Origin of the sequence: Microlunatus antarcticus, assembly GCF_014193425.1 — a bacterium.
GTDB lineage: Bacteria > Actinomycetota > Actinomycetes > Propionibacteriales > Propionibacteriaceae > Microlunatus > Microlunatus antarcticus.
Genome location: NZ_JACHZG010000001.1, coordinates 1609639 through 1622765 on the forward strand (window position 1 = coordinate 1609639; position 13127 = coordinate 1622765).

Consider the following 13127-nt stretch of genomic DNA (forward strand, 5'->3'; position numbering starts at 1 on the left):
CTCCGCCGGTCGGGTGACAGGGTGTGCCGCATGGAGCACACCTACGACGTCGACCTGGCCGTCATCGGCTCGGGCCCGGGCGGTCAGAAGGCGGCGATCATGGCCGCCAAGCTGGGCAAGAAGGTCTGCGTCATCGACAGCAAGTCGATGGTCGGCGGGGTGTGCGTCAACACCGGGACCATCCCGTCGAAGACGCTGCGCGAGGCCGTGCTCTACCTGACCGGCATGGACATGCGCGAGCTGTACGGCGCGAGCTACCGGGTCAAGGAGGAGATCACGATCTCCGACCTGCTGGCCCGGCTGCAGCACGTGATCGGACGGGAGACCGAGGTCATCCGGGCCCAGCTCCAGCGCAACCACATCGAGCTGATCCCGGGGACGGCGTCGTTCCTCGACCCGCACACCCTGTCGGTGGACCTGGAGGGCCAGCCGTCGCACCGGACGCTGACCGCCGGCGTCATCGTCATCGCCACCGGAACCGTCCCGGCGCGGCCGGCGAACGTGAAGTTCGACGGCGTACGGGTGCTCGACTCCGACCAGATCCTCGCGGTCGACGAGGTCCCTGGGTCGATGGTCGTGGTCGGCGCCGGCGTGATCGGCGTGGAGTACGCGTCGATGTTCGCGGCCCTCGGCACGCGGGTCACGCTGGTCGAGAAGCGCGACCAGATGCTCGACTTCTGCGACCCCGAGATCGTCGAGTCCCTCAAGTTCCACCTGCGCGACCACACCATGTCGTTCCGCTTCGGCGAGGAGGTGGCGTCGGTGGAGAGCTCGGGCGGCGGGACCATCACGACCCTCGCCTCCGGCAAGCGGATCGCCGCCGAGGTCGTCATGCACTCGGCCGGACGCCAGGGAAACACGACGGCCCTCGACCTCGAGCGCGCAGGTCTGGAGGCGGACAAGCGCGGTCGGCTGTCGGTGAACGAGAAGTACCAGACCACGGTGCCCCACATCTACGCGGTCGGGGACGTCATCGGCTTCCCGGCCCTCGCGGCCACCTCGATGGACCAGGGTCGGCTCGCCGCGTCCCACGCGTTCGACGAGCCGGTCCGCGACCTCCAGGCGCTGCAGCCGATCGGCATCTACACGATCCCCGAGATCAGCTACTGCGGGAAGACCGAGGGGGAGCTGACGCGTGAGTCGGTGCCGTTCGAGGTCGGGATCTCGCGCTACCGCGAGCTGGCGCGCGGCCAGATCATCGGGGACTCGTACGGGATGCTCAAGCTGATCGTGCACGCCGACACCCGCGAGATCCTCGGCGTGCACATCTTCGGGACCAACGCGACCGAGCTGGTCCACATCGGTCAGGCGATCATGGGCTGCGGCGGGACCGTCGACTACCTCGTCGACACGGTCCTCAACTACCCGACGCTGTCGGAGGCGTACAAGGTCGCCGCCCTCGACGTCGCCAACAAGCTCCGGGCCGTCGCGAGGCTGACCTCGCAGATGGCGGCTGCGGAGCCCAGCCTGCGCTAGGTCTGCTGCCCGGCCCCTCCTGCGTCAGAGCCGACGCAGGACGGCGACGACCTTGCCGAGGATCGTGGCGTGGTTGCCGTCGATCGGGTCGTACGCCGGGTTGTGCGGCATGAGCCAGACCTGGCCGGGCTCGCGCTTGAACGTCTTGACGGTCGCCTCGTTGTCGAGCAGCGCGGCCACGATGTCCCCGTTGTCCGCGCTCGGCTGCTGCCGCACGACCACCCAGTCGCCGTCGCAGATCGCGGCCTCGATCATCGAGTCGCCGCGGACCTCGAGGGTGAACATCGTCCCCTCGCCCACCAGCTGGCGCGGCAGCGCGAAGACGTCCTCGATGCGCTCCTCGGCCAGGATCGGCCCGCCGGCGGCGATGCGCCCCAGGACCGGTACGTGCACCGGCTCCGGGTACTGGTTGATGCCGGAGTCGTCCATCTCGACCAGGCGCGGCCGACGGTCGACGGGGGCCGGTGCCGTGCTCGCGACACTCGCGCGGCGGTCCTCGCCCGGTAGCAGCACCTCGAGCGCGCGTGGCCGGTTGGGGTCGCGGCGCAGGAAGCCCTTCTGCTCGAGGGCCTTCAGCTGGTGCGACACGCTCGACGAGCTCGCCAGCCCGACCGCCTCGCCCATCTCCCGGATGCTCGGGGGGTAGCCGCGGGACTCGACGGTGTCGCGGATGACCTCGAGGATCCGACGCTGGCGCGGGGTGAGCCCGGTGCTGTCGGCCGGACCGTCGGGCAGCGAGCTGACCGAGGCGGACTCGGCGAGCTGCGCGGCGACCTCGGCCTTGGTCGGCCGGCCACGGCGCCGGGCCGGGCGGGCGGGATCGGTGAGCGTGCCGTCAGGCGTGTCGTCGTGTGCCATGAACCGCACTCTAAAGATGACGTCGACCACATTCAAACACCTGTTCGAGCGTGTCGCGCTTCGTCGTGATCCGTCGTTCGGCGGCTCGCGTGCTCCTTCGGCGCCGTTTCTGTCAGACCCCTCTGGTGTGCTCTGGGACATGAAGTCCTCGAACACCGATTCGAATGTGCTTGCACTCGGCGACGAGGTGCGGTACACATCGAACATGCGTTCGATCGAACCTACGTTCGACCGGACGCCCGACCCGCTGAGGAGCATCGCCATGAGTGTCGCTTTCGCCGAGCCCGTGACCGACCGACCGACCGCCGACGTGCGCGTGGGTCGACCGGCCCCCGCCCCGACGCGCACCACGCCCCGCCGGCCCGGTCCGGGCGTCGGCCCGACGGCCCGCCCGCGTCGGCTGCGCTTCACCGCCCCGGCCGTGGCCGGGTCCTCGACCGGCGCGCGGGCGTGCGCTCCGGCTCGGGCTGTCGAGCCGGTCAGCCGCAGCTGGCGCCTCACCGAGCGCGGCCTCGCCGTCGTCCTCGTGATGGCGGCGGCGCTGGTCGCCGCCAGCATCGCGGTCGTCGGGCTGACCGCCCTGCGGGTCACGGGCGAGAGCTACCAGCCCAGCCACTCGGTCGCTGCGCCGGTGCTCGTCCAGCCCTGAGCCGGCACGCGGGGGCTCAGCCCCGGCGTTCGAGATCCGTCAGCGGCGGCACAGGAGTGCGGACGACGATCGTCTGCGCGAGCTTGTCGGCCAGCGTCTGGTGCTCGTCGTCCCAGAGCGGCCAGAGGTAGCCGACGTAGCCGAAGCCGTCGACGATGTGCAGCAGGTCGCGCAGGAACGCGTTGAAGGGCCCGATCGGTCTCCCGGTCGTCTGGCTGACCAGCCAGGTCTTCGTCACGCGCTTGCCGACGCTCTGCCCGGAACGTCCCGCCAGGAAGTAGCGGTTGTAGACCGACCACCCGAAGGCGCCCAGCGACAGCAGCGTGCCGATCAGCACCAGCCAGTAGCTCGGGGGGACGTTCAGCTCACGACGGAAGAAGCCCAGGTACGTCGGGAGGTAGCCGGCGTAGAGCACGACCAGAGCGACATAGCTGGGGGCGTGGTCGATGACGAGTCCCGCCACCCGGCGACCCCACCCGGCGTAGTCGTCCCGCGGCGGCGGGGTCCAGGGAGCGCCCGGACCCCAGGGCGGCGGCGGGCCGTACGCGGGGAAGGGCGGCGCCGGCGGACCCCAGGCCACCGGTGAGGCTCCGGGCCCGGGCTGAGGACCGGGCGACCAGGGGCCCGACGACGGGGGACCGCTCGGGCCCGGCAACGAGCCCGTCAGCGGTCCCGGGTGCGGCGGTCCCGATGGGCGGGCGTAGCGGGGGACCGGGCCGTAGTGCGGTCCACCCGGAGGTACGGGCGGCGACGACGTCCCCTTCGGCCCGCCACCACCGCGGCCCCCGTACGACGCGGGTGGCGGCGGGGGCGCCGTCGAGCCCTCCGGACCGTCCTGGGCCCCGGGGACGTTCTCGCTCACGCTGCTCCTGGAGTGCCGCCGGACCGACCCTGCTGGTCCGCCCGGGCTCAGGCTAGGGCGCGGAAGGGCCGCGCGACCCGAACTCCGGGCACAATGGCGTCGTGGCGAGCTTGGACGTCGGTCGTGCAGGGGACAGGCGTCTCCCGGTGGACTTCCGGGCCAGGTCCGCCCTGCGCCCGCTCGTTGGGTTCTTCGCCGCCGGGTTGGGGCTGAGCGCCCTCTACGCCACGACCGGGGTCGGCGTCGGCTGCCCGTTCCGGATCGTCACCGGGTGGGACTGCCCGCTGTGCGGCGGCACCCGGATGGGGAGCGCCCTGCTGCACGGCGACGTGGCCGCCGCGTTCGCGTTCAACCCCGTGGCCCTCGTCGGGATCGCCCTGCTCGGCGTCGTCGGCGTGCTGTGGCTGGTCGAGGCCCTCGGCGGCCCCGTGGTCCGCCCGCCGGCCGGCCTGCGACAGCGGCTGCTGCGGACCACGCCCCGCCAGCGGCTGGTCGCGTTCTTCACCGTCGCGACCGTCTACACGGTGCTGCGCAACCTGCTCTGAGGGCCCGCGCCCGCTCTGGGCCGTCCTCGTCCTCGGCCTCTTCGGCTGTGATCTGCGCGACCCTCGGTGCGGGTCCTTCCTGCCTCCATGCGTCCTCCGGTGCTCCCGTCAGGCGTAGCGCCGGGCCCTCGTGGCGTGGTCGCTCGCGGCCTGTCCGGCCGGTCTCCGACACGCTCGTCCCCAAAGTGTCAGTCCTCTTGCGCAGAATGGACCTCGGTCGTAGGGTCACTACATCTAGTGGTTACACCGGTGTAGTTCATCCACAAGTTGTGGTCGGTTACCCACAGAAGTCCACAGCCTGATCCACACGTCCTCCCCAGGGTTGTCCCCAGGGCGGGCCGTGACAGGTCGCCCAAGCGGTCGAGAGGAGCCCGTCGTGCACTGCCCGTACTGCCGCCACGGTGACTCCAAGGTCCTCGACTCCCGCACGGCCGAGGACGGCGGCAGCATCCGTCGTCGCCGCCAGTGCCCGGTCTGCGAGCGCCGCTTCACCACGGTCGAGCAGATGCAGCTCGTGGTGGTCAAGCGCAGCGGCGTCGTCGAGCCGTTCAGCCGCGACAAGGCGGTCTCCGGGGTGCGCAAGGCCTGCAAGGGCCGGCCCGTGACCGAGGACCAGCTCGCCCGGCTGGGTCAGCTCGTCGAGGACTCGCTGCGGGCCTCGGGCCAGCCCGAGGTGCCGGCCGACGAGGTCGGCGTGGCCATCCTCGGCCCGCTCCGCGACCTCGACCAGGTGGCGTACCTGCGTTTCGCCAGCGTCTACCGCCAGTTCCGGTCGGTCAACGACTTCGAGTCCGAGATCGCCCTGCTCCGGGCGGAGGGCGAGCCGGCCGGCATCGAGCCGCTCATCCCCGTGCCCGTCGCGGACGCCAAGGTCGGCAGCTTCACGCCGCACCGCCTCACCCCGCGTCGCCGGCCCGCCGGCGGAGCAGGTCGCCCACCGCCCTGAGGGGCACCCCGTCTCCGGGGCTGGGAGCGCGTCGCAGGGGAAGGCAGCGCGCACTCAGCCCCGGTACCACCTCTGCCGGCCACCGTCGTCACCCCCGGGACGACGCGTCACCGGCGGCGCAGCAGAGCAGCAGATCCACCCGCAGGACGAGCACCGCCCGGGGACTACCAGCCCACAGCAGACCGTTCTACCAAGAGCACGGAATGCACGTCAGGAGAGAAGGACACATGTCCGAGACCACCCGTTCGGCCAACGGCCGCGGCGACACCGTGAAGAACGGCGTCAAGAACGGCCGCAAGGGCGCCGGGCTCACGCTGAAGCGTGTCTTCAGCAGCGGCGTCCACCCGTACGACGAGGTCACCTGGGAGCGCCGGGACGTCGTGCAGACGAACTGGAAGACCGGCGAGACCGTCTTCGAGCAGCACAACGTCGAGTTCCCCGACTTCTGGAGCGTCAACGCCTCCACGATCGTCACGACCAAGTACTTCCGCGGCGCGCTGGGCTCCCCGGTCCGCGAGCAGGGGCTCAAGCAGCTCATCGACCGTGTCGTGCACACCTACCGCCGTGCGGGCGAGGACTACGGCTACTTCGCCGACGCCGAGTCGGCCGAGGTCTTCGAGCACGAGCTGACCTGGCTGCTCCTGCACCAGCACTTCTCCTTCAACTCACCCGTCTGGTTCAACGTCGGCACGCAGTCGCCGCAGCAGGTCAGCGCCTGCTTCATCCTGTCGGTCGACGACTCGATGGACTCGATCCTGAACTGGTACCGCGAAGAGGGCTTCATCTTCAAGGGCGGCTCCGGTGCGGGCCTCAACCTGTCCCGCATCCGCTCGAGCAAGGAGCTCCTGAGCTCCGGCGGCACGGCTTCCGGGCCCGTCTCCTTCATGCGCGGCGCCGACGCGAGCGCCGGGACGATCAAGTCCGGCGGCGCCACCCGCCGCGCGGCCAAGATGGTCGTCCTCGACGTCGACCACCCCGACATCGAGGAGTTCGTCGAGACCAAGGCGCGCGAGGAGGACAAGATCCGCGCGCTGCGCGACGCCGGCTTCGACATGGACCTCGGCGGCCGTGACATCACCTCGGTGCAGTACCAGAACGCGAACAACTCGGTCCGGGTCAACGACGAGTACATGCGCGCCGTCGAGAAGGGCACCGGCTTCGGCCTGCGCGCCCGGGGGACCGGCGAGGTCATCGAGACCGTCGACGCCCGCGAGCTGTGGAACAAGATCGCCCTCGCCGCCTGGCAGTGCGCCGACCCGGGCATCCAGTACGACGACACGATCAACGACTGGCACACCACGCCGGAGTCGGGCCGCATCACCGCGTCCAACCCGTGCTCGGAGTACATGAGCCTGGACAACAGCTCCTGCAACCTGGCCAGCCTCAACCTGCTCAAGTTCCTCCGCGACGACGACACCTTCGACGCCGAGCGGTTCGAGCAGGCCGTCGAGCTGATCATCACCGCGATGGACATCTCGATCTGCTTCGCCGACTTCCCGACCGAGTCGATCGGGCAGACGACGCGCGACTACCGCCAGCTCGGGATCGGCTACGCCAACCTCGGCGCGCTGCTGATGGCGACCGGCCACGGGTACGACTCCGACGGCGGCCGCGCCCTCGCCGGGGCCATCACCTCGCTGATGACCGGTGTCTCCTACCGCCGCTCGGCCGAGCTGGCCGGGATCGTCGGTCCGTACGCCGGATTCGCCCGCAACGCCGACGCGCACCGTCGCGTCATGCGCAAGCACCAGGCCGCGAACGACACGCTCCGCGACGTCGACTCCATGGGCTCCTCGATCCACGCCCGCGCGACGAAGGCCTGGGACGGCGTCATCAAGACCGGTGAGGCCAACGGCTTCCGCAACGCGCAGGCCTCCGTGCTCGCGCCGACCGGCACCATCGGCTTCATGATGGACTGCGACACGACGGGCATCGAGCCGGACTTCTCGCTGGTCAAGTTCAAGAAGCTCGTCGGCGGCGGGTCCATGCAGATCGTCAACCAGACGATCCCGCGTGCGCTGCGCAAGCTCGGCTACGCCGACGAGACCGTCGAGGCCATCGTCGAGCACATCGCCGAGAACGGGCACGTCGTCGGCGCTCCCGGGCTGAAGACCGAGCACTACGAGATCTTCGACACGGCCATGGGCCAGCGGTCCATCAAGCCGATGGGCCACGTGAAGATGATGGCGGCGGCCCAGCCGTTCCTGTCCGGCGCCATCTCCAAGACGGTCAACCTGCCCGAGAACGCGACGGTCGAGGAGATCGCCGACGTCTACCTGCAGGGCTGGAAGTACGGCCTCAAGGCGCTCGCGGTCTACCGCGACAACTGCAAGGTCGGTCAGCCCCTGAGCAGCGGCTCGTCCGCCAAGACCACCGAGGAGACGCCCGCCGCGGCGCCCGAGCCGGTCGTGGTGGAGAAGGTCGTCTACAAGCCGCAGCGCAAGCGGATGCCCAAGGCACGCTCGAGCATCACCCGCTCGTTCTCGGTCGGTGGCGCCGAGGGCTACATGACCTCGGGCTCCTACCCCGACGACGGTCTCGGCGAGGTGTTCCTCAAGCTCGGCAAGCAGGGCTCGACCCTGTCGGGCGTGATGGACGCCTTCTCGATCGCGGTGTCGATCGGGCTGCAGTACGGCGTCCCGCTGGAGACGTTCGTGCAGAAGTTCACGAACCTCAAGTTCGAGCCCGCCGGCCTGACCGACGACACCGACATCCGGATGTCGCAGTCGATCATGGACTACATCTTCCGGCGGCTCGCGCTGGACTACCTGTCCTTCGACGACCGCGCCGAGCTCGGCATCTACACGGCGACCGAGCGCGCCCGCCAGGTGGAGACCGGGTCGTACACGGCCGAGCCGGAGGAGGAGATCGAGTCCGAGTCGCTGAAGAGCGACGCGGCCGACCAGCTCGACACGGACGTGTCGAAGGAGCTGCACGAGCCGGTCGCGTCGGCCAAGCCGGCCCCCGCGACGGCGCACACCACGTCGGAGCTGTTCGAGCGCCTGACCGGCACCAGCGTCGACGCCCCGCTCTGCCTCACCTGCGGGACCAAGATGCGCCCGAGCGGCAGCTGCTACGTCTGCGAGGGCTGCGGCTCGACGAGCGGTTGCAGCTGAGGTTGGGTAAACCTGAGCTATCCCCCAAAGCGCATGACGACAACTCAAGGGTGCAAGGCGTCGATCGCCCTAGTGGGTAATCACTCCTGATCCCCCCAAGGCGTGTTGATCTTCGTTCAGCTGGCCTGCTAGTTGCACGAGAGGTGCGGCAGACTGCGCCAACGCCGGCCCGGTCCCCTCCTAGGGGCCGGGCCGGGGCGGCGGGCCACAAGCGCCGCGCGTCCCTGCCGCGCAGCGCATCTCGGCCACCAGCTACGCGGTCGGGACCCTCGGCTGCTCGGTCTGGAGACCATCCGACCAGGAGAGCCATGCTCGCAACACCAAGCCCGACGGCACGTCGTCGGACCCTCAAGCAGCTGTGACGACCGCGTTCGGCGCCAAGCTGCGAGTAGCCGCACCTCCTGAGCTGGCGTGCGACGGGCAACTGACCGTCTTCAGATGGACGCTCGACGTTGCAGCCAGCGACATCGCCGCCCTCGCTGTCGCTGTTGGCCGCGCGTACCTCCCGGATGACATGCACCTTGCCTATCCGACGGCCAGCGTGAGCCCAGCGGTGCCAACCCACGACAGCGTCCGCAAGGGCGACTTCGGCGAGATGGTTGCAGCAGGCATCTACAGCACCCGGATGGGTCGCACGGTGCCCTACAGCAAGCTCCAGGGAAAACCTGTCGCCAACGCGACCGTTCAGGGGCCCGACACAGTGAGCCTTACTATCAGCCCGGGCGAGAACCCGAAACCCGTCGTAGTCGAGGCGAAGTGCCGCTCCATCGGCTGGCCCTCGAACGTGCTCAGCGCGCTCGACGACAGTGCCCAGGTCGTCACCGACGAGTACCTGACTCAGGCGTGGGCAGCAGGTGTGCGGCTCATGCGCGCCCACCCGGACCACGCACGGAACTTCGCGCTGTCCGCGGCTCAGCATCTGGGCCGACTGATAGACCGCGACGCACCCCTAGCGCCGCACCTACGTCACGCGGTCGCCGTAGTCGGAGATGACCGGCTGCCGACATCCAAGATCAACGAGCACTGGACCGGCAGTCCGCCCATCACAGAACTGCACGTCGTCCTGGTCCCAGATCTCGACGGCACGCGGGACCACATCTTCGACGCCGCAGCGGCCCTCACCTACGCAGACCTGACAGGAGGCGCCTCGGCTCTGGTCTCGCCAGGGGCGAAGGCCGGCATCTCGGGCCTGCTGAGCCGCGACCTTCCGTCTCAGCTTGCCAACACATCGTCGCCCACACCCCTCCACACCGTCCTCGAGTCGAGCCTGTGGTACTTGGCCAACGAAGACGGCATCGCACTCGCTCGCGCCGGGGTGGCCGCTACCGACTCAGATCCTGACGTTCGTGGCCTCGCCCAGCTTCTGACCGGCGCAGTCGGAGGCGCCCGGACAACGCTGACGGGTCGTTCCCTCGCAGCCTTCGCCGACGCCGCCCGCGACGTCCTGAATCTCAGCGCGCCTCCCGACAAGATGCGGGAAGTCCTCGACACGACGACCGCTGACGCGGCCCTGCTGGAGGCGGCTCGGCACGTCGCAGCCGCACTGCTGCACCGACTGGAGCGGCACCCGCAGACCATGACCGAGGCGAAGGGCGCCACCGGCGTCGCCGTACGGCACGTGGTCAGCCGCATGCGCCGATACGGCCGGCATGCCTTCTGGCCGTCGCAGGCCGAAGCCGTTCGTGGCGGCCTCCTTGACCCGGCGCAGAGGTCTTTGGCCGTCAAGATGCCCACAAGCGCCGGCAAGACCACCCTCATGCAACTCGTCGCGGCAGACACCATCGACCGCCACCCTGAGGGGGTCGTCGCGGTCGTCGCCCCCACCCGCGCGCTCGTCAGCCAGCTGTTCCGCGACCTGCGAGACGGACTGCCCGACGACGTCAGTGTCCGGTCCTCACAAGGCGGACTGGACTACGACACCGACCTCCCCTCGGCTGGAGGCGTCCTGGACGGTCCGGGGGTCGCAGTCGTGACTCCCGAGCGCCTCGATCTCGACTGGCGGCGGGCGATGACCGACGACGGCGGCATCGATCTGCAGAACATCAAGCTGCTCATCGTCGACGAGGCGCAGCACGTGGACAACGGGCGCCGCGGCGCCACCCTCGAGCTCCTCATCGCCAAGGCCTTGCGACGCGACATCCGCGTGGTCCTCCTGGCCAGCCAGTTCTCCGACGTCCAGGCCATCGCGAACTGGATCAACGGGGACGCGTTGGAGTCCGACTGGCACCCTGCCTGGCTGGAGCGTCACGTCTTCATACGTGGCCTCCCAGACACCAGCCCGACTCGCGCCCGTACCGCCTACCTCTGGCCCGAAGGGTCGGAGCCCGTCGAGGTCTTCACGCTCAAGCCGAGCGGCAAGACGAAGGGCGACGGCTGGATCCGCGACAGGAAGCACGAGGCCGCTGGGCTCGTCGAGAAGTGGACATCCGAGGGGCTGGTGGTCGTCTTCACCGACCTCAAGTCCCACGCGCTTGGCCTCCTGAACACGATCTCGGCAAGCGCAGCCCCCGTAAGTACTCCGCACCCCACCCTGACGGAGCTCGCAGCCTCGATCGAGGTGCTGCACCCCGCAGATGCCGCCGCGCTGCGCAACGGCTTCGGCCTCCACCACGCGGACGTGCACCGAGACGTCCGTCGGGTCATCGAGTCCGCAGCCCGGCGAGGCCTCCTCAGGTGCATCGTCTGCACCTCCACGTTGCTGGAGGGCGTGGACTTCCCGGCGCGCACCGTCATCGCCGCGTACCCGCCGCGGACCCCTGAGCAGCAGCGACCCGACATCGCCCGCCTGCGCAACCTCGAAGGGCGCGCGGGCAGGGCAGGCAGGTTCGTCAGCGGGCGGCTCGTCGTGATGACCTCGGACCACGACCAGGCCCGCAAGTGGCGGCGAGCGATGCGGCAGGACCTTCCGCCGACGCGGACCGCTCTCACCGAAGCTCTGATGGTGCTGCGTCACCAAGCGCCAGAGCAGATGCTTCCCGCCACCAAGAACATCATCGACGCCGTCACGATCGAGGCGCTCGCCGAGTCGGCAGCGGCCGACGGGGACTTCAGAAGGGCACTGGAGGAGGCGCTCCAGCGGACCTTTTGGTCGGGGACGTCCGCTCCGCAGGTGCTGCAGACCACCTTGGCGAACGGAGCTGGCTACGTGCACCAGATCGCTCAGAGGGTGCCCGACGCTGCGCTACGCGCCGCGCTGTACCGCTCGGGCTTGAAGCTCGAGGGCTGCCTGAAGCTGCGCGACGCCATTGCTGCCAGCCTGAACGCCATCGTTCTTATCCTTCGAGCCGAGCAGCCCGACCCGGCCGACCACGACCGCCTCCTGTCCTGGCTCATCTCGGCGTGCGTGGCCAACCTCGAGGAGCTGGAAGACCTCCGAGACGTCGACCGGGCCGCCCTCAAGTTCTCGCTGGCGGCTTGGGTCGCCGGCACGAGCGAGGACGACATCAGCCAGGCCTACCCCGAGGCATGGGCAGCGGTGAAGGCGCAGCACCTCGAGACCCTGCTCGTCTGGTCACTCACCGGGTCGTTCGAGATCATCGCCGCGCTCGCCAACGATCTGGGCCTCCGCGAGTCAGCACACAGCAGGCTCGCCCCGAGCAGGCTCCGCTACGGCGTGTTCGATGCAGAGCTGTGCCCGCTTGTTCGTAACGGCGCCGACCGGGTCGAGGTGGCCCGCATCGCAAACGAGTGCCTCGACGAGGCGCAGCCCAGAGGCTTTTTCTGGAGTCTCGTCGACGAGGTGGAGGTCCGCATTGCTGCCGAGCACGAAGCGAACGCTGAGGAGGCCGCGTCTGCTGAGGACGAGCCCATCGAATCCTGGGAGGACATCCTCTAACGTCGGCGTCTCGTGTGCCCGGAACCGCCGACTCCCTCGAGTGCCCGGAGCCCGTTGTCCGGAGGTCCACGCGCAGACCGCACGCGGGTCGCTCGGGTCCGCGGCGGCTCGGGACAACGGCTGGAGCGTCGGACTGCGTTCCCGAGTCCTTACAGGAGGCCTTTGGCTCCTGCTGACCAGTTCCCCTCGGGGATGTGCCCCCGCGCTCGTTCGCCTGCGGGCGGCTGGTTTCGACCGAGGACGCGCAAGGGTTCACCACCCCTGTGGCTAGGGCCCTGCTTGGCGGCTTCCGGGCGTTGGCACCCACGTCACCGTTGGTACGTCGCAACTGGCGTTATCAGAAAAATCTGGAACGCGTGCAACCATCGGCACGCTGCAACTGTCGCTGCCAAGTGCATGCACTTGCACATTCGCCGTGGCGTCGTTCGCGTGTCGTCTCACAGCGTCTCCGACCGGTCAGCGAGGGCGGCGCGAGCAGTGGCGCGAGAGTGGCGCGGAGCTCGTGGCTGCTGGTGACGGTCCAGGTGAGCAGCAAGGCGCTGGCGACTCGCGCCTCCTCGGTGGTCTGGTCGCCGCGCGACGACGCAGCATGGAACTCGTCGCGACGGCGAGCCGCATCAAGTCGCCGGGCCGCTACGACTTTGCCACGCCCGGCCGGAACTGGGCGACGGCACGGCGCTCGGCCGCACAGGCCGCTCGCACGCCCCCCTATCTGCTCGTCGATGGTTAGGTCGCCCCGCTGCTAAGTGTCCACTCGTCCGGTCGTCGTGCCTGTCTGCGGGCCTGTCCGGTTGCCCGGCCCGGCGGAGGGGTCGGCGGACCAGCCGGAGATCCGCGGCT

9 protein-coding genes are annotated in these 13127 nt (G+C 69.7%); 7 read left to right on the forward strand and 2 right to left on the reverse strand.

Annotated elements, in window-relative coordinates; translation table 11 throughout:
- Nucleotides 1-30 precede the first annotated feature (30 nt).
- The gene (gene sthA, locus FHX39_RS07460; protein ID WP_183337477.1) at nucleotides 31-1476 is read left to right on the forward strand and encodes a Si-specific NAD(P)(+) transhydrogenase; all 1446 of its coding nucleotides are present in this window, start codon (nucleotides 31-33) and stop codon (nucleotides 1474-1476) included.
- A gap of 24 nt (nucleotides 1477-1500) precedes the next feature.
- On the opposite strand, the gene lexA is transcribed toward sthA, so the two are convergent.
- Nucleotides 1501-2334 carry a transcriptional repressor LexA gene (gene lexA / locus FHX39_RS07465; protein ID WP_183337478.1) on the reverse strand — a complete coding sequence of 278 codons (834 nt, stop codon included), beginning with the start codon at nucleotides 2332-2334 and terminating at the stop codon, nucleotides 1501-1503.
- Nucleotides 2335-2596: 262 nt separating this feature from the next.
- On the opposite strand from lexA, the gene FHX39_RS07470 reads away from it, so the two are divergent.
- Nucleotides 2597-2983 carry a hypothetical protein gene (locus FHX39_RS07470; protein ID WP_183337479.1) on the forward strand — a complete coding sequence of 129 codons (387 nt, stop codon included), beginning with the start codon at nucleotides 2597-2599 and terminating at the stop codon, nucleotides 2981-2983.
- 16 nt (nucleotides 2984-2999) lie between these two features.
- On the opposite strand, the gene FHX39_RS07475 is transcribed toward FHX39_RS07470, so the two are convergent.
- On the reverse strand, nucleotides 3000-3563 hold the full coding sequence (locus FHX39_RS07475; RefSeq protein ID WP_183337480.1) for an RDD family protein: 564 nt from the start codon (nucleotides 3561-3563) through the stop codon (nucleotides 3000-3002).
- 428 nt (nucleotides 3564-3991) lie between these two features.
- Between FHX39_RS07475 and FHX39_RS21060 the strand changes: the two genes are divergently transcribed.
- From FHX39_RS21060 to FHX39_RS07500, 5 genes are all read left to right on the forward strand, one after another.
- Nucleotides 3992-4390, forward strand: a complete 399-nt coding sequence (locus tag FHX39_RS21060) for a DUF2752 domain-containing protein (RefSeq protein ID WP_183337481.1) — start codon at nucleotides 3992-3994, stop codon at nucleotides 4388-4390.
- 376 nt (nucleotides 4391-4766) lie between these two features.
- Nucleotides 4767-5336, forward strand: coding sequence for a transcriptional regulator NrdR (gene nrdR, locus FHX39_RS07485; protein ID WP_183337482.1), 570 nt, complete (start codon nucleotides 4767-4769; stop codon nucleotides 5334-5336).
- A 227-nt stretch (nucleotides 5337-5563) separates the two neighbouring features.
- Nucleotides 5564-8452, forward strand: coding sequence for a vitamin B12-dependent ribonucleotide reductase (locus FHX39_RS07490; protein WP_183337483.1), 2889 nt, complete (start codon nucleotides 5564-5566; stop codon nucleotides 8450-8452).
- A gap of 358 nt (nucleotides 8453-8810) precedes the next feature.
- The gene (locus FHX39_RS22060; protein ID WP_183337484.1) at nucleotides 8811-12287 is read left to right on the forward strand and encodes a DEAD/DEAH box helicase; all 3477 of its coding nucleotides are present in this window, start codon (nucleotides 8811-8813) and stop codon (nucleotides 12285-12287) included.
- A gap of 589 nt (nucleotides 12288-12876) precedes the next feature.
- Entirely contained in the window at nucleotides 12877-13017 is a 141-nt protein-coding gene (locus FHX39_RS07500) for a hypothetical protein (RefSeq protein ID WP_183337485.1), read from the forward strand.
- Nucleotides 13018-13127 lie beyond the last annotated feature (110 nt).

What these genes read in the sequence shown, in the direction of transcription:
- FHX39_RS07500 (WP_183337485.1), top strand. Translation starts at nt 12,877, where the DNA reads ATGGAACTCGTCGCGACGGCGAGCCGCATCAAGTCGCCGGGCCGCTAC.
- FHX39_RS07490 (WP_183337483.1), top strand. Translation starts at nt 5,564, where the DNA reads ATGTCCGAGACCACCCGTTCGGCCAACGGCCGCGGCGACACCGTGAAG.
- FHX39_RS07470 (WP_183337479.1), top strand. Translation starts at nt 2,597, where the DNA reads ATGAGTGTCGCTTTCGCCGAGCCCGTGACCGACCGACCGACCGCCGAC.
- sthA (WP_183337477.1), top strand. Translation starts at nt 31, where the DNA reads ATGGAGCACACCTACGACGTCGACCTGGCCGTCATCGGCTCGGGCCCG.
- lexA (WP_183337478.1), bottom strand. Translation starts at nt 2,334, where the DNA reads ATGGCACACGACGACACGCCTGACGGCACGCTCACCGATCCCGCCCGC.